The 21,331-nt window shown below is 37.3% G+C and carries 17 protein-coding genes; 2 read left to right on the top strand and 15 right to left on the bottom strand.

Annotated elements, in window-relative coordinates; all coding sequences use genetic code 11:
• Positions 1-51: 51 nt before the first annotated feature.
• From ilvC to LPB89_RS08095, 6 genes are all read right to left on the bottom strand, one after another.
• Positions 52-1,521: a ketol-acid reductoisomerase gene (gene ilvC / locus LPB89_RS08120; RefSeq protein ID WP_230701259.1), complete on the bottom strand. Its 1,470-nt coding sequence runs from the start codon at positions 1,519-1,521 to the stop codon at positions 52-54.
• A gap of 44 nt (positions 1,522-1,565) precedes the next feature.
• Positions 1,566-2,087 carry an acetolactate synthase small subunit gene (gene ilvN / locus LPB89_RS08115; protein ID WP_127339958.1) on the bottom strand — a complete coding sequence of 174 codons (522 nt, stop codon included), beginning with the start codon at positions 2,085-2,087 and terminating at the stop codon, positions 1,566-1,568.
• Positions 2,088-2,181: 94 nt separating this feature from the next.
• Positions 2,182-3,870: a biosynthetic-type acetolactate synthase large subunit gene (gene ilvB, locus LPB89_RS08110; RefSeq protein ID WP_230701258.1), complete on the bottom strand. Its 1,689-nt coding sequence runs from the start codon at positions 3,868-3,870 to the stop codon at positions 2,182-2,184.
• A gap of 167 nt (positions 3,871-4,037) precedes the next feature.
• Entirely contained in the window at positions 4,038-5,711 is a 1,674-nt protein-coding gene (ilvD, locus tag LPB89_RS08105; protein WP_230701257.1) for a dihydroxy-acid dehydratase, read from the bottom strand.
• A 267-nt stretch (positions 5,712-5,978) separates the two neighbouring features.
• Positions 5,979-7,097, bottom strand: coding sequence for a 3-isopropylmalate dehydrogenase (leuB, locus tag LPB89_RS08100; RefSeq protein WP_230701256.1), 1,119 nt, complete (start codon positions 7,095-7,097; stop codon positions 5,979-5,981).
• Between the two features lie 87 nt (positions 7,098-7,184).
• Positions 7,185-8,360 carry a 2-isopropylmalate synthase gene (locus LPB89_RS08095; protein ID WP_230701255.1) on the bottom strand — a complete coding sequence of 392 codons (1,176 nt, stop codon included), beginning with the start codon at positions 8,358-8,360 and terminating at the stop codon, positions 7,185-7,187.
• 155 nt (positions 8,361-8,515) lie between these two features.
• On the opposite strand from LPB89_RS08095, the gene LPB89_RS08090 reads away from it, so the two are divergent.
• Positions 8,516-10,060, top strand: a complete 1,545-nt coding sequence (locus LPB89_RS08090) for a hypothetical protein (protein ID WP_230701254.1) — start codon at positions 8,516-8,518, stop codon at positions 10,058-10,060.
• A gap of 259 nt (positions 10,061-10,319) precedes the next feature.
• Here LPB89_RS08090 and LPB89_RS08085 read toward each other — a convergent pair whose 3' ends face one another.
• Entirely contained in the window at positions 10,320-11,975 is a 1,656-nt protein-coding gene (locus tag LPB89_RS08085; RefSeq protein ID WP_230701253.1) for a M1 family metallopeptidase, read from the bottom strand.
• Between the two features lie 178 nt (positions 11,976-12,153).
• Here LPB89_RS08085 and LPB89_RS08080 point away from each other — a divergent pair, with 178 nt between their 5' ends.
• Positions 12,154-12,852 carry a carbohydrate-binding family 9-like protein gene (locus tag LPB89_RS08080; protein WP_230701252.1) on the top strand — a complete coding sequence of 233 codons (699 nt, stop codon included), beginning with the start codon at positions 12,154-12,156 and terminating at the stop codon, positions 12,850-12,852.
• A 465-nt stretch (positions 12,853-13,317) separates the two neighbouring features.
• Here the strand turns inward: LPB89_RS08080 and hisIE are convergent, their stop codons facing one another.
• The 8 genes from hisIE to hisG all read right to left on the bottom strand — a co-directional run bounded on the left by hisIE (position 13,318) and on the right by hisG (position 21,230).
• Positions 13,318-13,914 carry a bifunctional phosphoribosyl-AMP cyclohydrolase/phosphoribosyl-ATP diphosphatase HisIE gene (hisIE, locus tag LPB89_RS08075; RefSeq protein ID WP_230701251.1) on the bottom strand — a complete coding sequence of 199 codons (597 nt, stop codon included), beginning with the start codon at positions 13,912-13,914 and terminating at the stop codon, positions 13,318-13,320.
• A gap of 180 nt (positions 13,915-14,094) precedes the next feature.
• Positions 14,095-14,850, bottom strand: a complete 756-nt coding sequence (hisF, locus tag LPB89_RS08070; RefSeq protein ID WP_230701250.1) for an imidazole glycerol phosphate synthase subunit HisF — start codon at positions 14,848-14,850, stop codon at positions 14,095-14,097.
• Between the two features lie 102 nt (positions 14,851-14,952).
• On the bottom strand, positions 14,953-15,708 hold the full coding sequence (hisA, locus tag LPB89_RS08065) for a 1-(5-phosphoribosyl)-5-[(5-phosphoribosylamino)methylideneamino]imidazole-4-carboxamide isomerase (RefSeq protein ID WP_230701249.1): 756 nt from the start codon (positions 15,706-15,708) through the stop codon (positions 14,953-14,955).
• 92 nt (positions 15,709-15,800) lie between these two features.
• Positions 15,801-16,394 carry an imidazole glycerol phosphate synthase subunit HisH gene (hisH, locus tag LPB89_RS08060; protein ID WP_230701248.1) on the bottom strand — a complete coding sequence of 198 codons (594 nt, stop codon included), beginning with the start codon at positions 16,392-16,394 and terminating at the stop codon, positions 15,801-15,803.
• Between the two features lie 68 nt (positions 16,395-16,462).
• Positions 16,463-17,599, bottom strand: coding sequence for a bifunctional histidinol-phosphatase/imidazoleglycerol-phosphate dehydratase HisB (gene hisB / locus LPB89_RS08055; protein ID WP_230701247.1), 1,137 nt, complete (start codon positions 17,597-17,599; stop codon positions 16,463-16,465).
• Between the two features lie 245 nt (positions 17,600-17,844).
• A complete protein-coding gene (gene hisC, locus LPB89_RS08050) occupies positions 17,845-18,891 on the bottom strand; it encodes a histidinol-phosphate transaminase (protein WP_230701246.1) in 1,047 nt (348 codons plus the stop codon).
• A gap of 88 nt (positions 18,892-18,979) precedes the next feature.
• Positions 18,980-20,266, bottom strand: a complete 1,287-nt coding sequence (hisD, locus tag LPB89_RS08045) for a histidinol dehydrogenase (RefSeq protein ID WP_230701245.1) — start codon at positions 20,264-20,266, stop codon at positions 18,980-18,982.
• A 106-nt stretch (positions 20,267-20,372) separates the two neighbouring features.
• Entirely contained in the window at positions 20,373-21,230 is an 858-nt protein-coding gene (gene hisG, locus LPB89_RS08040) for an ATP phosphoribosyltransferase (protein ID WP_127339977.1), read from the bottom strand.
• Positions 21,231-21,331 lie beyond the last annotated feature (101 nt).

The following is a 21,331-nucleotide window of genomic DNA, read 5'->3' as shown; positions in this document are numbered from 1 at the left end:
AGATACAGTGCAAATCCCATCACAGTCGATTGTGTGGTAATTCCCAATTTATTATCCAATTTTTTTCATTGCAGTCATAGATTCTCTCAACCATGCCCCTACTTCTTCAATAGGATGTTGACGGATTTCTTTGTTTACTGCAATTAGAACTGCATTATCTACTCCGTTTGAAGTCGAGAATGGTTTTCCTATTACGTTTGTTTCTACTTTTTTCATGAATTCAGTCAATAGCGGTTTACAGGCGTGGTCAAATAAATAGCAGCCATATTCTGCTGTATCCGAAATAACACGGTTCATTTCAAATAATTTCTTTCTTGCGATGGTATTAGCAATCAAAGGCAATTCGTGCAATGATTCGTAGTAAGCCGATTCTTCAATGATTCCGGCTTCTGTCATCGTTTCAAAAGCCAATTCAACTCCTGCTTTTACCATGGCAATCATTAAAACTCCATTATCAAAATATTCCTGTTCAGCAATCGGCGCTTCCTGAGGAGCTGTTTTCTCGAAGTTTGTTTCTCCTGTTGCCGCTCTCCATTTCAACAAATTCACATCATCATTTGCCCAGTCGATCATCATTGTTCTTGAGAACTCTCCTGAAATGATATCATCCTGGTGCTTTTGAAATAACGGACGCATAATATCTTTCAGTTCATCTGCCAGTTCGTAAGCTTCAATTTTTGCAGGATTTGAAAGGCGGTCCATCATATTGGTAATTCCACCATGTTTCAAGGCTTCCGTGATCGTCTCCCATCCGTACTGAATTAATTTTGAAGCATAGGCAGCATCGATTCCTTTTTCAACCATTTTATCAAAACATAAAATAGATCCGGTTTGCAACAAACCACAAAGAATAGTTTGTTCTCCCATCAAATCTGATTTTACTTCAGCCACAAATGAGGATTTCAAAACTCCTGCTTTGTGACCTCCGGTTGCTACAGCATATGCTTTTGCCTGATCTAAACCAAAACCGTTTGGATCATTTTCAGGGTGTACAGCAATAAGTGTCGGCACACCAAAACCTCTTTTATATTCTTCACGAACTTCAGAACCGGGACATTTAGGAGCACACATGATTACTGTAATATCTTTACGGATCTGCATTCCTTCTTCTACGATATTAAATCCGTGAGAATAAGCCAAAGTAGAACCGTTTTTCATTAATGGCATAATCGCAGTTACCACTGCAGTATGTTGTTTATCCGGAGTCAGGTTACAAACTAAATCAGCGGTTGGAATTAATTCTTCATAAGTACCCACTTTAAAACCATTTTCGGTAGCATTTTTATAAGAAGCTCTTTTTTCAGCGATGGCATCAGCGCGAAGTGCGTATGAAATATCCAGTCCAGAGTCTCTCATGTTTAAACCTTGATTCAAACCTTGTGCACCACAACCTACAATCACAACTTTTTTTCCGGCTAAAGCTGCAATTCCATCAGCAAATTCGGATTGCTCCATAAATTCGCAAACGCCTAATTGTTCTAATTGTAATCTAAGTGGTAGTGTGTTGAAATAATTTGCCATTTTTTTTAATAATATTTAATGAATGTGTAATTTAATAATTGATACTATTTAAGTGTTTCCAGCATTGTTGAGATTTCCATTTTCTCTTTAGAAACCGATATTCTTCCCGAACGTACAAACTGCATAATGCCGTAGGGTTTAAATTTTGCATATAATTCTTCAATTTCAGAACGTCTTCCTGATTTTGAAATCACAAAGAAATCGCGGGAAACCGTCACAATTGTTGACTGACTGTCTTTGATGATATTCTGAATTTGTTTCTCATCAAACAACAAACTTGAGGCTATTTTAAATAAAGCATTTTCCAGATAAATAGTCTCTTCATCGGTATGATAAAATGCTTTTATAACTTCAATTTGTTTTTCAATTTGCCCTACGATATTCTGAACCCATTTTTCTGTTGTTTCCACAACAATAATAAATCTTGAAACATTTTCTATTTCTGATTCTGAAACGTTTAGGCTTAATATATTAATGTGACGCTTTAAGAATATTCCTGATATTCTGTTCAGCAAACCCACATTGTTTTCCGAATATACCGATATGGTAAATGTTTTATCTTCCATGTAATTTTTTGTTTAAAGTTTATTTTGTTTCAGGTTTCAGGTTTCACGTTGCTGAGAACCTGAAACCTGAAACTTAAAACTTGAAACTTCTATTTTAGCTTAATCTAATTTCTGAAACACAGGCTCCTGTTGGAATCATTGGAAAAACATTATTTTCCTTTTCTACCATAACTTCCAGGAAATAAGAATCTTTCGAAGCCATCATTTCGGCTACGGCAGCATCTAAATCTTCTCTCTGCGTTACTTTTTTGGATTTGATATGATAGCCTTCTGCAATTGCCGTGAAATTTGGATTAATCATTTTTGTTGATGCATATCTGTTGTCAAAAAACAGTTCCTGCCATTGACGTACCATTCCTAAAAACTCATTGTTTAAAATGACAATTTTTACCGGAACCTGAGTCTGGAAAATTGTTCCTAATTCCTGAATTGTCATCTGAAAGCCTCCATCACCGATAATAGCCACCACTTCGCGATCCGGTCTTCCCATTTTAGCTCCGATAGCAGCCGGTAAAGCAAAACCCATGGTTCCTAAACCACCGGAAGTAATGTTGCTTTTGGTGGTATTGAATTTCGCATAACGACACGCAAACATCTGGTGCTGACCCACATCTGAAACTATTATTGCGTCACCTTTTGAATGTTTATTGATCATTTCCATGGTTTCTCCCATTGAAATTCCTTTACCGTTCGTTGGATTTAACTCTTCGTTTATAACCGATTCAACTTCTATTTTATGCAATTCTTTAAACTCATTATGCCATAAATCATGTGATTTTGCATCAATTAAAGGCAGTAACGCATTCAGGGCTTCCTTTACATCCCCTAAAACAGCAACTTCTGTTTTTACGTTTTTATCTACTTCTGCAGGATCAATTTCAAAGTGAATAACCTTTGCCTGTTTGGCGTATGTAGCCAGTTTTCCGGTAACACGGTCGTCAAAACGCATTCCGAGTGCAATTAAAACATCACATTCGTTTGTGAGCATATTAGGGCCGTAATTTCCGTGCATTCCTAACATTCCAACATTTAAGGGATGATCTGTTGGCAGCGCAGAAAGACCTAAAATTGTCCATCCCGCGGGAATTCCTGATTTTTCGATGAAGGCTTTTAACTGTTCTTCGGCCTGACCCAGAATAATTCCCTGCCCAAAAACGATAAACGGTTTTTTAGCACTATTGATGATAGCGGCCGCTTCTGCGACTTTTTCTAATTTTAACTTAGGAACCGGAACATAACTTCTGATTCCCGTGCATTTTTCATAACTAAACTCGAACTCATCAAACTGAGCATTTTTAGTAATATCAATTAATACAGGTCCAGGACGACCGGAACGTGCAATATAAAATGCTTTGGCAATGATTTCCGGAATTTCTGAAGCTTCCGTAATCTGGTAATTCCATTTGGTAACAGGAGTTGAAATTCCGATAATATCGGTTTCCTGAAAAGCATCAGAACCCAGCAAATGTTTTCCCACCTGCCCGGTAATACAAACCATTGGGGTTGAATCGATTTGAGCGTCTGCAATTCCTGTAACTAAATTGGTGGCTCCCGGTCCTGAAGTAGCGATTGCGACTCCAACTTTACCTGTAGCTCTTGCATATCCCTGAGCTGCATGGGTTGCCCCCTGCTCGTGACGTACTAAAACATGGTGTAACTGATCCTGAAATTTATATAATTCGTCATAAACCGGCATTATGGCTCCTCCCGGATATCCGTAAACCAGGTCTACTCCTTCTGCTAACAAACATCTTATAACGGCTTCTGCCCCTGATATTTTCATAGTATATTTTTTTTATCAATGTCAATTTCAAAAATGAAGTTCAATGGCAATGGCAAAAATCAATTTCAATGGTAAATCCTAAATTGATCTTTTATATTTTTACTTTTATTGCTATTGTTTTTTAATCTTGTTATTGCAATTGACTTTGATATTTTGTTATTGTAAAATTATTTATCGGTAACACAACCTGTTGAGGCGCTTGAAACCGATCTGGCATATTTAAGTAAAACTCCTTTTGCAACTTTTAGCGGAGGTTGTACCCAAGCCGCTTTTCTGGCTGCAAATTCTTCGTCGGAAATTTTCAGGTCGATTGTATTTTTTACCGCATCAATAGCGATTAAGTCACCATCTTTTACCAGCGCAATACCACCACCATCATAAGCTTCTGGTGTAATATGTCCTACGACAAAACCATGTGAACCTCCGGAGAACCTGCCGTCTGTAATAAGAGCACAGCTGCTTCCCAATCCGGCACCAATGATGGCTGATGTAGGTTTTAGCATCTCAGGCATACCCGGACCACCTTTTGGTCCACAATACCTGATGACGACTACACTACCCGGTTTTATTTTTCCGGCTTCAAGACCCGGAATTACTTCAAATTCACCTTCAAATACTACTGCAGTACCTTCAAAATATTCACCTTCTTTACCACTGATTTTCGCAACAGCACCTTCCGAAGCCAGATTTCCGTACAAAATCTGAATGTTTCCGGATGGTTTCAATGCTTTCTGGATTTCATGAATCACTTCCTGACCATCTTGTAAATCCGGCGTTGATGCTAAATTTTCAGCGACTGTTTTTCCGGTTACTGTCAGACAGTCTCCGTGAATTAATCCCACTTTTAATAAATATTTCATTAAAGAAGGAATTCCTCCCACCTCATGAATATCTTCCATCATGTATTTACCACTTGGTTTCATATCGGCAAGTACTGGTGTTTTATCACTTATTGCCTGAAAATCGTCCAGTGTAATTTCGATATCAACAGCATGAGCCATAGCGATTAAATGCATCACTGCATTGGTAGAACCTCCTAAAACCGCTACAATTGTAATAGCGTTTTCGAAAGCCTTGCGAGTCATGATATCTCTTGGCTTAATATCTTTTTCTAATAAAATTTTGATCGCTTCTCCGGCTGCCAGACATTCGTCCCTTTTTTCCTGACTTAAAGCCGGGTTTGAAGAACTGTATGGTAAACTCATTCCTAATGCTTCAATGGCAGAAGACATGGTGTTTGCCGTATACATTCCACCGCAGGCACCAGCTCCGGGGCAGGCATTCTGAATGACACCTTTAAAATCTTCCGGAGTAATTTCGTTTTTTACTTTTTTTCCTAAAGCTTCAAAAGCAGAAACAATATTTAAGGATTCTCCTTTCCATTTTCCGGAGTGAATTGATCCTCCGTAAACCATTATAGACGGGCGATTTAAACGTCCCATTGCGATTAACGCTCCCGGCATATTTTTATCACAACCCGGAATGGCAATTAAACTGTCGTACCATTGTGCTCCAACCACAGTTTCAATCGAATCTGCAATTACATCGCGGGACACCAATGAAAAACGCATTCCTTCCGTACCATTCGAAATTCCGTCACTCACACCAATGGTATTAAAAATAAGTCCGACCAGATTTGCATCCCAAACACCTTTTTTAACATCTTTTGCCAAATCATTCAGGTGCATGTTACAGGTGTTACCATCGTAACCCATGCTCACAATACCCACTTGTGCTTTTTTCAAATCTTCTTCAGTTAAACCAATACCGTACAACATCGCTTGCGCCGCAGGTTGTGTCTGATCTTGAGTGATGGTTTTGCTGTACTTATTTAATTCCATTATTGTATTATTTATTTTAATTTTTATTCAAAAAAAAACCTTCCAGTATTTGGAAGGTTTGTAATATAGTTTTTCAATTATATTTATACCATTCCCGATGCAGATGTGCTAAACACATTGACAACAACGACAGAAGTAATAATAATTGAGATTTGCATCATTTATTTTTTAGTGTTACAAAAGTATAAAAACTTTAAGAACCAAAAAAATAAAATCTCAACATTTCCAATACTTCTTGTTATTTATTTCATTGTTTTAATAAAAACTTTAAACAATCGTCGATTGTCCGATATGAACGTTATCATTATTAAAATACAGTAAGTCGTCTTTGCTGAAAATAAAATTAGAAACAAACTCCCCTACCTCATTCGTACCGAATTTTGAATCTGATTTTAAATCTGTTGTTACTACTTTAAACCCTATTGCTTTTTCAACAGCCTGATACACCACATTTGCTTCCTTAAATAATCCGAAATGTTCCAACAGCATTGCAGCTGATAAAATGGAAGCAATTGGATTGGCAATATTTTTTCCTTTTGCCTGAGGATAAGATCCGTGAATTGGCTCAAACAAAGCGTTTTTTTCTCCTAAAGATGCCGAAGCCAATAAACCGATAGATCCTGTAATTACGCTCGCTTCATCTGACAGAATATCTCCAAATAAATTCTCTGTCAAAATCACATCAAATTGTTTTGGGTTTAAAATTATCTGCATGGCTGCGTTATCTACAAATAAAAAGTCCAAAGCTACATCCGGATAATTTTCACTCACTTTCTGAACGACTTTTCTCCATAATCTTGAAGTTTCCAAAACATTTGCTTTGTCCACCATTGTCAGCTTTTTGCGTCGGTTTTGTGCCGATTTAAAAGCTAAATGTGCAATTCTTGTAATTTCTTCTTCTGAATATTCACATAAATCAGAAGCATGTGTTCCTTCTTCATTTAATGTTTTGGCTCCAAAATAAGCACCACCAGTTAATTCTCTGAAAATAGTAAAATCAGCTCCTTCGATAATTTCTCTTTTTAAAGGAGAAGCATCAAGTAATGATTTATAGGGTTTTATAGGACGAATGTTGGCAAACAAACCCAGTTCCTTACGCAGTTTTAATAATCCCTGCTCCGGACGAACTTTCGCATTTGGATTATTGTCATACTTAGGATCTCCGATGGCGCCAAACAAAACGGCATCTGTATTTAAACAAAGGTTTAAAGTTTGCTCCGGCAGAGGATTTCCAGTTTTGTCAATGGCGATCGCTCCCATAAGGGCTTCTTCAAAAACAAATTCATGATTGTACACTTCACCAATCGCATATAATGCTTTTTTGGCTTGTAAAATTACCTCCGGTCCAATTCCGTCACCTGGTAAAACTGCTATTTTCAAATTCATAACGTCTCGTTCTTTATGTATTTAAATCTCTATTTTTCTCTCTTCTTTGTTCTACTCTCTATTTTCTATTCTCTATTCTCTTTCCAACTAGCTTCTGATTAACTCGTCCTGAATTTTAGAGGCTTCAATAATCTGATGAATATCTACATCTAAAACCTCTTTTTTAATATCGGCGAATCTTAAAAACTCAAGGTATACGATATCCAACTGTACTTTGGTAAGCTCGTAACCTACTTTTTTAGCACGGTAAGCCAAAGCAGCTCGTCCGCTTCTTGCTGTTAAAATGATAGAAGATTCATTCACTCCAACATCAAGCGGATCCATGATTTCGTAAGTTGCTCTGTTTTTGATCACACCATCCTGGTGAATTCCTGAACTGTGTGCAAAAGCATTTGCTCCAACGATTGCTTTATTTGGCTGCACGATCATTCCCATACTTTCAGAAACCAGACGGCTCATTTCATTTAATTCTCTTGTATTGATATTGGTGTCTAAATTTAGGTAAGGATGTTGTTTGAAAATCATTACCACTTCTTCAAGTGCTGTATTTCCGGCTCTTTCGCCAATACCGTTAATGGTACATTCTATTTGTCTTGCTCCGTTTATGGCTCCTGCGATTGAGTTTGCAGTGGCCATTCCTAAATCATTATGGCAGTGGCACGAAAGGATTACGTTTTCGATACCTTTTACGTTTTCTTTTAAATATTTAATTTTTGCTCCGTATTCTTCCGGCAGACAATATCCTGTCGTATCCGGAATATTCAAGACGGTTGCTCCGGATTTGATTACTTCTTCACAAACTTTTGCAAGGAAAGCATTATCTGTTCTTCCTGCATCTTCTGCATAAAACTCAACATCTTCTACATAGGATTTTGCGTGAGATACGGCATATTTTGCCCTTGCAATAATATCTTCTCTTGTGGTATTTAATTTATGGAGTATATGAGATTCAGATGTTCCGATTCCGGTGTGGATTCTGGGTCTTTTAGCATGCTTGAGGGCAGCAGCAGCCACATCAATATCGTTTTTTACGGCTCTTGTCAGTCCGCAGACGGTTGCATTTTCTACAATTTTACAAATCTCAGAGACCGATAAAAAATCGCCCGGACTTGACACAGGAAAACCTGCTTCGATAACGTCAACTCCCATTTTATCAAGTCGTTCTGCGATAACTAATTTTTGTTTCGTATCTAACTTACATCCCGGGACCTGCTCGCCATCGCGCAAAGTGGTGTCAAAAATTTGAACTTTCTCTCTATTCATATTCATTTATTTAATGTAATTTCACATCTTGATAACAAATATATATTGTACTACTTCAGTATGAAATTCATTTTAATGAAATTATACTGTTCATAAAACAATTTATACGCTATTAAATAACTGAAAACCAATAAGTTACATTATTATATTTTACAATGGCTAACCATCAAAAAGATTTCTTATTTGTTCTGATAAAATCGCTTTCAAAATCTGAAAAAAGACAGTTTAAAATTTTTGCAAGTCGTTTGGAGACGAGTTCAAATACAAAATTTATTGAATTGTTTAATATTTTAGATAAGTCTGAAAACTACGATGAAAAGCTTATCCTGAAGAGCGGAATTATTAAAAAAGTACAGTTATCTAACTTAAAATCATACCTGTACAAACAAATTCTGGTGAGCATACGATTAAACATTCCGAGTCAGAACATTCGATACCAGCTGCGGGAACAAATCGACTTTGCTGTTATTCTCTATAATAAAGGATTGTACAAACAGAGTTTGAAAATTCTGGACAAGACAAAAATCATTGCGCTGGAAAATGATGAAAAATATATGGCGTATGAGATTGTCGAATTCGAAAAACTAATAGAATCCCAATATATTACGCGAAGTATTCAGGGCCGCGCCGACGAATTGGTGATTCAGGCGAAAGAACTGAATTATCGCAATACCATTTCAAGCAAACTATCGAATTTATCGCTTCAGCTCTACGGAATCATGCTGAAAACAGGTTATGTAAAAAGTGATGAAGAGTACAAATATATAGATGACTATTTCAATAAACACATTTCAAAATTAGACGAAAGTAAATTTGGTTTTCGCGAGAAATACTGGTTCTATAATGCTAATCTCTGGAGAAGCTTTCTGGTTCAGGATTTTCTGGCGAGTTATAAATATGCTTACAAATGGGTTCGGTTATTTTATGATAATCCGAATATGATTATTCAGAATCCGGTATTTTTCCTGAAAGGGAATCATTACTTTCTGGAGTCTCTGTATATGCTGAAATACAAATCGAATTTCAAGAAATACTTAACTCTTCTGGAAGAAACGATTGAAGATCCTAAGTTTCCCGTAAACGATAACATTGCGTCGCTATCATTTCTGTACGTTTACAACAATAAGCTCAATTTGCACATTCTGGAAGGCACTTTTGCCGAGAGCGAATATCTGATTCCGGAGATTTTAGATAAAATAAAATTACACAGCGAACATCTGGATGAACATCACGAAATGTTATTCTATTATAAGATTGCTTCTATTTATTTTGGAAATGAAAAGTATACGGAATGCATTCATTATTTAGATAAAATAATCAATAACAAGAACTTATCCATGCGTGAGGATTTAATGTGTTTTGCGAGACTTTTGTCCCTCATTGCGCATTATGAGCTTGGAAAGGATTATTACCTGGAAAATCATCTTAAAAACACCTATAAGTTTCTAATCAAAATGAACGACTTACACGAAGTTCAAAAGGAAATCATCAAATTTTTAAGAAACCTGAACAACTTATATCCGGCTGATATTAAAAAAGAATTTATTAAGATGCGCCTGCGTTTTATCGAATTAGAGAAAAACACTTACGAAAAAAGGGCTTTTCTGTACCTCGATATTATTTCCTGGCTGGAAAGTAAAATTGAGAACCGAAAAATTGCTGATATTATCAGGGAAAAGGCAAAATTGAATAGCCGATAGGGGTTTGAAATTCCAATTTTTAAATTCCAAATTCCAAAACATAACAAACCCGACAGGTTTTAAAAACCTGTCGGGTTTCGTTTTAATATGCTTCGTACAGAAATCGCCAGTCTGTGTCGAGCTTCTCGCTAAGATTTCTCCTGCGTCGAAATGACATTCTTTGAGTAAAAAAGGTTATCTACGTTAACACATAAAAAAAATTCCAAACTCCAACAAAATTGGAATTTGGAATTTTAAAAATTGGAATTTCCCTTTTAATTTATTCCACAATATTAGAACCCGTTACATAAAAGTTCTTATCCACTTCTAAAGTTCTGTTTTCATTCGTAGTTTTTGCCGATTGCCACTCTGTTGTTGGCTTTAACCAGGTTTCAACACCATTGATTTTAACTTTTACCGGCATATCAAAATTGGCAACACAATTAGTCCAGTGATATCCTAAAGTTCCGTTTTTAAACATATATTCAAAAACCGGAATTTGAGTGGTCGTTAAATACTGTGCAAAAACCCTGTTGAAATTAATTCCTGCCTGAGTGTTGATATACTCCTGAATTTGCTTAGACGTAACAGTCTGATGGTAAAAAGTACTGTTTAAACCTCTTAAAATCGATTTCCATTTAGTATCATCGTTAATGACCTGACGAATGGAATGCAGCATATTGGCACCTTTTGGATACATATCTCCTGAACCTTCATTGTTTACATCGTAATTTCCAATAACCGGTTTATCATTTTGAATTCCTTTTCTGCAACCGATAACATATTCAGCACCAGCTTCTTTTCCGTAGTAATACTCTGTAAAAAGGCTTTCAGAATAGCTTGTGAAACTCTCGTGAATCCACATGTCTGCGATGTCTTTGTAGGTAATATTGTTTGCAAACCATTCATGACCTGATTCGTGGATAATGATAAAGTCAAATTTCAGTCCCCAGCCTGTTCCGCTTAAATCACGGCCTAAATAACCATTTTTATAACCATTTCCGTAAGTTACGCAACTTTGGTGCTCCATTCCTAAATATGGGGCTTCAACCAATTTATAACTGTCTTCGTAAAACGGATAAGGGCCGAACCAGTTTTCGAAAGCTTTCAGCATTCTTGGCACATCTTTGAATTGCTCTTTCGCTTTATCCAGGTTATCTCTCAGTACGTAATAATTACAATCTAAATCGCCTTTTTCTCCTTTGTATTTCTCAGAAAAATTAACGTAATCACCAATATTAATGTTTACACCATAATTATTAATCGGATTCGAAACATACCAATTGAAGGTTTTAGTACCGTCTTTTTCTTTTTTAACGCTTTTTAATCTTCCGTTAGAAACATCGGTCAGATCCCCCGGAACATTGACGCTGATCAGCATATTCTCGACTTCATCGTACATATGGTCTTTGTTGGGCCACCAGACACTTGCGCCAAGACCCTGACAGGATGAGGCAATAAAATCTTTCCCGTTTTTATCTTTTTTCCAGGTAATTCCTCCATCCCATGGTGGTTTTACAGCTTCTTTAGGTTTTCCGCCGAAAGAAATTACAATCTCTTTGGTTTCTCCTACTTTTTGGGCAGCAGTCAGTTCAATAAAAAAAGCATTTCCTTCCCTTACAAATTTTTGTTCTTTACCGTTCTGGGTTACTTTATAAATCTGCATTGGTTCCTGCAAATCGATCTGCATTTTATTGTTAGCAGATAAAACAGTATAACGAACGGTATTGGATCCCGTTATCGTTTTTTCGGAAGGATTTACTTTCACATCCAGGTGATAGTATTTTAAATCCCACCAGGCTCTTTCCTTTGTAATGCTTCCGCGCAATGTATCCTGATGTGTAAAAACCGTTTCGGACTTATTTAAAAGTCCTTGTGCGTTGGCCGTAAAGCCCAACACAGAGGCGATAAAAACGCCGGCAAAGTATTTTTTCATACGAAGTAAATATTTTCTTTTAATCGAAATAAAGAAGGTCTTTCAACCCGCTTCTGCTTCAACAAATGTAAACATTCGAATCAAGTTTTAAATGATTATATAAGGGCGAATCGGAAAAATTAATGTTAAAATTGATTTATTCTTCTGTATTTTAGCCTTTAAAATAGTTCTGCTACTTATGAAAATCAATACAATTGTCGTTCTTTTGGGTGTAATGATGTCTCCGGCGACTTATTCACAGACCATTGCCATTCCTAAAATAGTGGAAAAACTCACTATAGACGGCGATTTATCCGATTGGAAAACTTCTTTTTCAGGACCGTTTGTCATTCATAATTCCGGAGCACAAGCCACTCAGCATACTTTTGTTTCACTTTCGTGGAATGAAGAAAACCTGTATGTCGCTTATCGTTCAATAGATTCTCAAATAGTTGGAAAACTTCAAAGCAAAGATTCCGAAATCTATAAAACAGATGATTTAGTTGAAATTTTTATAGATCAGGACGGAGACGGTCAAAATTACATTGAAATTGGCGTAAATGCATTCTCAACGAATTATGATATGCTTATAAAATGTATCTCTCCTGAATGCGGTGGCTGGAAAACGGCTTCAGGTTTTGATATTCCAGGACTCGAAGCGGTGAGTAAAATAACTTCGGAAGGCTTCTGTACTGAAATCAAAATTCCGTTTTCAGGTCTGGAAAAAATCCAAAACGGTCATTTTTCGAAGCCAAAAACCGGAACAAAATGGAAAGCCAATACTTTTAGGATTGATTACGGTAACAAAACCGAATACCTTGCTTTACAACCTTATAAAAGCTTTAAATTTGGGTTTCATCAGCCGCAGGAATTTGCGATTTTTGAGTTTGTGGAATGATTGGTTAACCGTTTATTTGGTTAATTGTGTAATCGTAACTATTTGTCCGACTGAGCGAAGTCGAAGTCCCGTTTGCTGAATCACTTTGCGGGGGCTTCGACTTCGCTCAGCCTGACACGGATTTTAGATGTTATTAATTTAAAAGCTGTTTTTTCGAAGCCAAAAACCGGAACAAAATGGAAAGCCAATACTTTTAGGATTGATTACGGTAACAAAACCGAATATCTTGCTTTACAACCTTATAAAAGCTTGAAATTTGGCTTTCATCAGCCGGAAGAATTTGCGATTTTTGAGTTTGTGGAATGATTAATTAACCGTTTATTTGGTTAATTGTGTAATCGTAACTATTGTCCGACTGAGCGAAGTCGAAGTCCCGTTTGCTGAATCACTTTGCGGGGGGCTTCGACTTCGCTCAGCCTGACAGGTGTTTTTACTTCGCTCAGCCTGACAAGATTGGGTTACATTTTACTTCTGGCGTTTCTTCAAAACATCCACCACATCATTCAGATGAAAACCTTTGGCCTGTAGTAAAATCAAATAATGAAAAAGTAAATCGGCGCTTTCGCTCAGAAACAGATCATCGTTGTTGTCTTTGGCTTCAATGACTACTTCTACCGCTTCTTCACCTACTTTTTGGGCGATTTTATTGATGCCTTTTTCGAATAAGGAAGCTACATAACTTTTCTCTGAATCTGCATTTTCCCTGCGGATTGCTATTGTTTTTTCTAACTCAGAAATGAAACCATAATTTTCCTTGTTTTCCTCCTGCCAGCAGGTATCCGCACCGGTGTGACATGTTGGTCCGACAGGTTTCGCCTGAATCAGAAGTGTGTCGCCATCGCAGTCGTTTTTAATATCAACTAGGTTCAAAAAGTTACCACTCTCCTCGCCTTTTGTCCAAAGCCTTTGTTTGGAACGGCTAAAAAAAGTTACTTTCTGTGTTTCTATTGTTTTCTGAAGCGATTCTTCGTTCATATACCCTAGCATCAAAACATTTTTTGTTTCTGAATCCTGAATAATTGCCGGAATTAATCCGTGGGCGCTTTTTATATCTATGTTCATTTTATTTTTTATTTTAGAGTTCAGATTTTAGATTGCTGCGCTCTGTTGTTGTTGTTATTTAGAGTCAAGAGCCAAGATTAAAGAGCCAAGAGTTGTATTCTCCCTCCTCTATTCTCCCTCCTCTATTCTCCCTCCTCTATTCTCTTTATTCTATTCTCTTTATTCTATTCTCTTTACCCGCTACAGTCTAACCTCAATATCATTCTTCCTCAATTCTTCTTTCAAAGCTTTGATTTCGATTTCCTTAAAGTGAAAAACGCTTGCAGCCAGCGCGGCATCAGCTTTTCCAACTTTAAATGAATCCACAAAATGCTGTATGTTTCCGGCACCTCCGGAAGCAATTATCGGAATATTGACCAGTTCTGACAATTTAGCCAAAGCTTCATTTGCAAAACCGTTTTTAGTCCCGTCATTGTCCATTGAGGTGAATAAAATCTCTCCTGCACCGCGTTCAGCGACTTCTACTGCCCAATCGAAGAGGTTTAGTTCTGTTGGTACTTTTCCTCCTACCAAATGTACGATCCATTGGCCATTAATTTGCTTGGCATCGATGGCCACTACAACACACTGGCTTCCGAATTTCTGAGCCAAATCGTTAATAAGCTGCGGATTTTTGACTGCCGATGAATTGATTGAAACCTTGTCGGCTCCATTATTCAAAAGGATTTCAACGTCTTCTACAGAGGAAATTCCGCCCCCTACCGTAAACGGAATATTGATTTTTTCAGCGACATTTCGCACCATGTTGATCAGTGTTTTTCTGCGTTCTTCGGTAGCTGAAATATCGAGAAAAACCAGTTCATCTGCGCCTTCAGCCGAATAAATTTCCGCCAGTTCCACCGGATCTCCGGCATCTCGCAGGTCCACAAAATTAACACCTTTAACGGTTCTTCCGTTTTTGATATCCAGGCAGGGTATGATTCTTTTTGCTAACATTATTTTAGTTGTTTCACAGAGATTCACGAAGATTTCACAGAGTAACACAAAGGTTTCTTAGTGAATCTTTGCGTTTTTCTTTGTGCAGTTTTGCGTAATAATCTATTTATTTAAAATATAATTCTCCAATTGCTTAAGGCTAATTCTGCCTTCGTAAATTGCTTTCCCTATGATCGTTCCTTCACAGCCTAATTCGGCTAATTTTGGCAATTCGTCGAAAGTTGAAATTCCGCCGGAAGCGATTAATTTTACTTTTCTGGTGATCGTTTTATCGTCTGTAATTAGTGTCGCCTGATCTAAAATCTTTTCATACAAATCAAAACTTGGTCCTTCCAGCATTCCGTCTTTTGCAATGTCAGTACAAATAACATAATCAATTCCTTTTTTCATGTATTCTTTGATGAACGGGATCAAATCTTCGTCTGAATCTTCTAACCAGCCTGAAATAGCGACCTTTTCCTCTTTGGCATCAGCACCCAAAATAATTTTATCGGATCCGTATTCCGAAATCCATTTTTCGAAAATGGTTCTGTTTTTTACGGCAATACTTCCGCCCGTGATTTGGCTTGCACCGCTTTCAAAAGCAATTCTTAAATCATTGTCTGATTTTAAACCGCCGCCAAAATCAATTTGCAAGCTTGTTTGCGTCGCTATTTGTTCCAGAATTTTATAATTGACGATCTTACTCGATTTTGCACCGTCCAGATCTACTAAATGAAGGTATTCGATTCCGTGCGCTTCAAATGATTTTGCGACTTCAAGCGGATTTTCATTGTAAATAATCTTCGTGTTATAATCTCCTTTTGATAAGCGGACACATTTTCCGTCAATGATATCTATGGCTGGTATTATTCTCATGTTTTGATATTTTAGAATTCAGATTTTAGATTTTTCTGAATTTGATATTTTGCTATTTTTTTGATTGAATTTGGATTTTGGATTTTGGATTTTTAAATATTGGAATTTAATTTTAGAAAGTTCTCCAGTATTTTCTCCCCAACAGCCCCGCTTTTTTCAGGATGAAACTGGGTTCCGTAAAAATTATCTTTTTGCAAAGCCGATGCGTATTCCAGCTCATAATTGGTTGTCGCAATGGCTTCATCACAATTCGGCGCGTAAAAACTATGTACTAAATACATAAATTCATTTTCAGGAATGTCCTTAAATAAATCTGATTTTAAATTATAAATCTGATTCCAGCCCATTTGAGGCACTTTTACAGTTGACGTAAATTTAATCACATCCACACCAAAAATCCCTAAACCTTTGGTATTTCCTTCTTCAGAAGACCTGCACATCAACTGCATTCCAAGACAAATACCCAAAACAGGTTGTTTCAAATTCGGAATCAAACTGTCCAGACCGCTTTCAATCAGTTTTTTCATGGCCGAACTTGCCTCGCCTACTCCGGGAAAAATTACTTTATCTGCCGTATGGATTTCTTCCGGATTATTACTCAAAACAGCCTTAAAACCCAATCGCTCAATCGCAAACATAATGCTTTGAATATTTCCTGCTCCGTAATTTATGATTACTATTTTCATTAAAAAAGCTTTATGCTTTGAGCCCAAAGCTTTAGACTTATTGCCTATTGCTTATAGCTTATAGCGTTTTACAACATCCCTTTCGTTGAAGGTAAAATCATTTTCTCTGTATCTCGTTTTACGGCTACTTTTATCGCTTTGGCGAAAGCTTTGAAAATTGCCTCAATTTTGTGGTGTTCGTTGGTTCCTTCAGCCTTTATATTGATATTGGCTTTGGCGCCGTCTGAGAAGGATTTAAAAAAGTGATAAAACATTTCCGTTGGCATTTTACCTACCATTTCACGTTTGAATTCGGTTTCCCAAACCAGCCAGTTTCTTCCGCCAAAATCAATTGCTACCTGTGCCAGACAATCATCCATGGGAAGGCAGAAACCATAACGTTCGATTCCTAATTTATTTCCTAACGCTTTTGCAAAAACTTCACCCAGCGCAATGGCAGTATCTTCGATCGTATGGTGTTCATCGACTTCCAGGTCTCCTTTTACCCGAATTTCCAGATCCATTTGACCGTGACGCGAAATCTGGTCGAGCATGTGATCAAAAAAGGCAATTCCGGTTTCAATTTTACTTTTCCCTGTTCCGTCAAGGTTTAAATCGATAAAAATATCGGTTTCATTGGTTTTACGGGTTATTGACGCCGAACGGGCTTCTAATTTTAAAAACTCATAAATCCTTTTCCAGTCTGTTGTCTGCAAAACAACGGTTTCGTCTAATTCTTCACGTTTAGATGAAATTTCATTACTTCCTGCTCCGTCGGTCGTATTCATGAAAATAGCTTTTGCTCCCAGATTTTTGGCCAGTTCCACATCGGTTAAACGATCTCCTAAAACAAAAGAATTTTCGAGATCATACTCCGGATTATTCAGGTATTTGGTCAGCATTCCGGTTCTGGGCTTGCGTGTTGGCGCATTATCTTCAGGAAAAGACCGGTCTACAAAAATCTCATCAAACAAAACACCTTCATTTTCAAAGGCTTTTAAAATGAAATTCTGTGTTGGCCAAAACGTATCTTCAGGAAAACTATCCGTTCCCAAGCCGTCCTGATTGGTGACCATTGCCAGCTCGTAATCTAATTCACCGGCAATTTTAGACAGATACTGAAAGGCTTTTGGGTAAAATTCGAGTTTATCCAGACTATCTAATTGTAAATTTTCCGGTTCTAAAACAATCGTTCCGTCACGATCGATAAAAAGTACTTTTTTCATATTTTAATTATATTTTGGGCGTGTCCCTCCGGGTCGGGCTTTCGGCTATATCTTTTGTTTCGTTTCTCTTCACAAAAGGATACCGCCTCTATCCCTCACGCAAAACGGTTCTCGAGATATTTTTTCTTTCACCACGAATTACACAAATTTTCACTAATTCAATTCGTGGTAATTTGTGTAATTCGTGGCAAAAAAACACAAAGAGAAAAAATCATTTCAATCTGTGCAATCTGTGGCTTATTTTTTTACTTCAATAATTTTAATTCTTTAATCAAAACTGCATTTTCTTCCGGAATTCCAATGGTAAAACGGAGACAGTTTTCACATAAGGGCTGCGTTGTTCTGTTGCGAATTACAATTCCTTTGGCGATTAACTGATCGTACCTTTTATTGGCATCGTCCACTTTTACCAGAACAAAATTAGCTTCTGTCGGATATACTTTTTCAACAAAACTTACTTCCAGTAATACTTTAAGTAATTCTTCTCTTTGTTCAATAATAGAAGTTATTTCCTGTTTTATTTTGCCTGAATCCTTCAACCGTTCGATGGCTCTTTGCTGTGTCAGTTCGTTTACATTGTAAGGTGGTTTGATTTTATTTAAAACCGAAATTACAGCTTCAGACGCATAGCAAATTCCCAAACGAATTCCGGCGAGACCATAGGCTTTGGAAAGCGTCTGTGTAATCACAAGATTCGGATATTCGTCGATTTCTATCCGCCAGCTTTCTTTGTCTGAAAAATCAATGTAGGCTTCATCAATCACCACCAGGCCTTTAAAATTCTGAAGCAGTGTCACCACGCTTTCATCTGAAAAAGAATTTCCGGTCGGATTATTCGGGGAGCATAAAAAGATAATTTTGGTGTTATCGTCTACGGCATCTAAAATCTTTTCTACCTGTGGCTGAAAATCTGCAGCAAGCAAAACTTCCCTGTTTTCCACCGCATTAATATTGGCTAAAACTCCGTACATGCCGTAGGTTGGCGGTAATGAAATAACGTTGTCCGTTTTAGGTTCGCAAAATGCCCTGAAGAGCAGGTCAAGCACTTCATCACTTCCGTTTCCCAGCAAAATCTGACTGGCTTTTACATTATTATTTTTTGCCAAAATTGCTTTCACCGAGTTTTGTTGCGGATCCGGATAACGATTTACTCCATTCTGAAACGGATTTTCATTAGCATCCAGAAAAATCATGTCGGCAGTATCAAAATCCTCAAACTCATCCCGTGCTGATGAATATGGTTTTAATGATTTTACGTTTTCTCTAGTTATTGTATTGATATTAAAGTCCATTCTATATATTTTTCTCGCAAAGACGCAAAGGCGTAAAGCTTTGATTACAATTAATTTGTGCTTATTCGTGAAATTCGTGGCGAAAAAACTAAGCTTTTAGCGCATTCAACCTCAAAGTAACAGCATTTTTATGGGCCTGCAAACCTTCGGCTTCCGCCATCACTTCAATTGCTTTTCCGATATTCTGAATTCCTGTTTCAGTTATTTTCTGGAACGTCATGGATTTCATAAAACTATCCAGATTTACCCCACTGTAATTTTTGGCGTATCCGTTTGTCGGCAAGGTGTGATTGGTTCCTGAGGCGTAATCTCCGGCGCTTTCAGGGGTATAATTACCAATGAAAACAGAACCTGCATTCAATACTCCGTTACAGTAAAAATCATCATATTCCGAACAGATAATAAAGTGTTCGGGACCATAATCGTTGATCAGATCCAAAGCAATCTGATCGTTTTCAACCCAGATTAATTTTGAATTTTCGATTGCTTTTTTAGCGATTGCTTTTCTTGGAAGTTCTTCAATCTGAGTCTGGATTTCTTTTTCAACAGCATCAATTAGTTTTTTTGAAGTCGAAACCAAAATCACCTGGCTGTCTGTTCCGTGTTCTGCCTGTGATAATAAATCTGATGCTACAAAAGCAGGAACAGCCGTATCATCTGCCACAATTAACAATTCCGAAGGTCCGGCCGGCATGTCTATGGCAACACCAAACTGAGTTGCCAATTGTTTTGCCACTGTAACAAACTGATTGCCGGGCCCAAAAATCTTATATACTTTCGGGATGGATGCTGTACCAAATGTCATTCCAGCAATCGCCTGGATTCCGCCTACTTTTACTATTTTGGTGACCCCGCATAAATTTGCAGCGTACAAAATGGCAGGATTAATTTTCCCGGATTTATCGGGTGGGGAACACAGTACGATTTCTTTGCAGCCTGCAATCGCAGCCGGAACAGCCAGCATCAGAACGGTCGAAAATAAAGGGGCTGTTCCTCCCGGGATGTACAATCCGATTTTCTGAATGGGCCTTTTTTCCTGCCAGCAGCTCACGCCTTCTGTCGTTTCTATTGAAATTCGCTCCGTCTTTTGGGCACTGTGAAACTTATAGATGTTATTCCTGGCCAATTGAATTGCTTCTTTCAGGTCATTTGAAATCAAACTGATGGCTTCCTGAATTTCTTCCTTGGAAACTTCATAATTATCAAGAGAGATGCCGTCAAAAATAGAAGTATATTTTGCTACCGCTTCATCTCCTTTTTTCTGCACTTCTTTGAAGATTTCCTTTACGGTAACTTCAATGTCATCTATTGTTTTGGTTGGTCTTTTTAGTATTTCGGACCAGGTTTCTGGTTTTGGATTGTCTATTTTATTCATTTTTTTTTGCTTTAAGCTATAAGCTGCAGGCTTTAAGCTTTATTAACTTTGTGTTTTTTTTATAAGCTTAAAGCATATTGCTTACAGCCTATAGCGGGCAAAGCCCCTAAAGAACCATTTTCTCAATTGGGCAAACTAAGATTCCTTCCGCTCCAACTTCTTTTAACTGATCGATTACATCCCAGAAAGTATCTTTATCAATTACGGAATGTACACTGCTCCAGCCTTCCTGAGCCAATGGCAGAACCGTTAAGCTTCTCAAAACCGGAAGTATTTTTCCAACAGCATCAATTTTGTCATTGGGAACGTTCATTAGGATATATTTTGAATTTCGGGCTCTTAAAACGGCCTGAATCCTGAATTTTAACGTATCAATATGTTTTTGAATTTCCGGAGAGACTTTAGGAGAGACAGCCAGGACTGCTTCACTTTTTAAAATCACTTCCACTTCTTTGAGGTTATTTTTGAATAATGTGCTGCCGCTGGAAACGATATCGACAATGGCATCTGCAAGTCCGATATTCGGTGCAATCTCAACAGAACCTGAAATCTGGTGAATATCAACTGTTAATCCAAAAGAATTAAAATAGTCATTTACGGTATTTGGATAAGAAGTCGCAATTCGCAAACCGGCTAAATCCTGAATAGAATTGTATTCTAATGTTTTAGGAACGGCTACAGAGACTTTGCATTTAGAAAACCCTAATTTCTGGATTACTTCGATACCTTTTCCTTTTTCTACTAATAAATTATCTCCAACGATAGCCAGATCTACCACGCCATCGATTAAGTATTGCGGAATATCGGAATTTCTCAGATATAAAACTTCTAAAGGAAAATTGGAAGCTTCCGCTTTTAACTGGTCGATTCCGTTGTTGATCGAAATACCGCAGTCTTTGAGGATCTGGATGCTTTCTTCGTTTAAACGACCGGATTTTTGAATTGCAATTTTTAAAGTACTCATTTTTTAGTTTTTGTTGAATTAATAGTCTGAGTACAAAGAATTGGAATTAAAAAACCCGCTTGATGTACTCAAACGGGTTTTAAAATATGATGATTTACATG

Origin of the sequence: Flavobacterium sp. ENC (assembly GCF_020991415.1) — a bacterium.
Classification (GTDB): domain Bacteria; phylum Bacteroidota; class Bacteroidia; order Flavobacteriales; family Flavobacteriaceae; genus Flavobacterium.
This window is presented reverse-complemented; position numbering and strand designations above follow the sequence as displayed.

Bases quoted from the DNA above. Each gene is read 5' to 3' on its own strand.
- ilvC (WP_230701259.1), bottom strand. From the start codon at position 1,521: ATGGCAAATTATTTCAACACACTACCACTTAGATTACAATTAGAACAA.
- hisB (WP_230701247.1), bottom strand. From the start codon at position 17,599: ATGAAAAAAGTACTTTTTATCGATCGTGACGGAACGATTGTTTTAGAA.
- hisH (WP_230701248.1), bottom strand. From the start codon at position 16,394: ATGAAAATAGTAATCATAAATTACGGAGCAGGAAATATTCAAAGCATT.
- hisF (WP_230701250.1), bottom strand. From the start codon at position 14,850: ATGTTAGCAAAAAGAATCATACCCTGCCTGGATATCAAAAACGGAAGA.
- hisG (WP_127339977.1), bottom strand. From the start codon at position 21,230: ATGAGTACTTTAAAAATTGCAATTCAAAAATCCGGTCGTTTAAACGAA.
- hisA (WP_230701249.1), bottom strand. From the start codon at position 15,708: ATGAGAATAATACCAGCCATAGATATCATTGACGGAAAATGTGTCCGC.
- LPB89_RS08090 (WP_230701254.1), top strand. From the start codon at position 8,516: ATGGCTAACCATCAAAAAGATTTCTTATTTGTTCTGATAAAATCGCTT.
- leuB (WP_230701256.1), bottom strand. From the start codon at position 7,097: ATGAATTTGAAAATAGCAGTTTTACCAGGTGACGGAATTGGACCGGAG.
- ilvB (WP_230701258.1), bottom strand. From the start codon at position 3,870: ATGAAAATATCAGGGGCAGAAGCCGTTATAAGATGTTTGTTAGCAGAA.
- LPB89_RS08080 (WP_230701252.1), top strand. From the start codon at position 12,154: ATGAAAATCAATACAATTGTCGTTCTTTTGGGTGTAATGATGTCTCCG.
- hisIE (WP_230701251.1), bottom strand. From the start codon at position 13,914: ATGAACATAGATATAAAAAGCGCCCACGGATTAATTCCGGCAATTATT.
- ilvD (WP_230701257.1), bottom strand. From the start codon at position 5,711: ATGGAATTAAATAAGTACAGCAAAACCATCACTCAAGATCAGACACAA.
- hisD (WP_230701245.1), bottom strand. From the start codon at position 20,266: ATGAATAAAATAGACAATCCAAAACCAGAAACCTGGTCCGAAATACTA.
- LPB89_RS08085 (WP_230701253.1), bottom strand. From the start codon at position 11,975: ATGAAAAAATACTTTGCCGGCGTTTTTATCGCCTCTGTGTTGGGCTTT.
- hisC (WP_230701246.1), bottom strand. From the start codon at position 18,891: ATGGACTTTAATATCAATACAATAACTAGAGAAAACGTAAAATCATTA.
- LPB89_RS08095 (WP_230701255.1), bottom strand. From the start codon at position 8,360: ATGAATAGAGAGAAAGTTCAAATTTTTGACACCACTTTGCGCGATGGC.
- ilvN (WP_127339958.1), bottom strand. From the start codon at position 2,087: ATGGAAGATAAAACATTTACCATATCGGTATATTCGGAAAACAATGTG.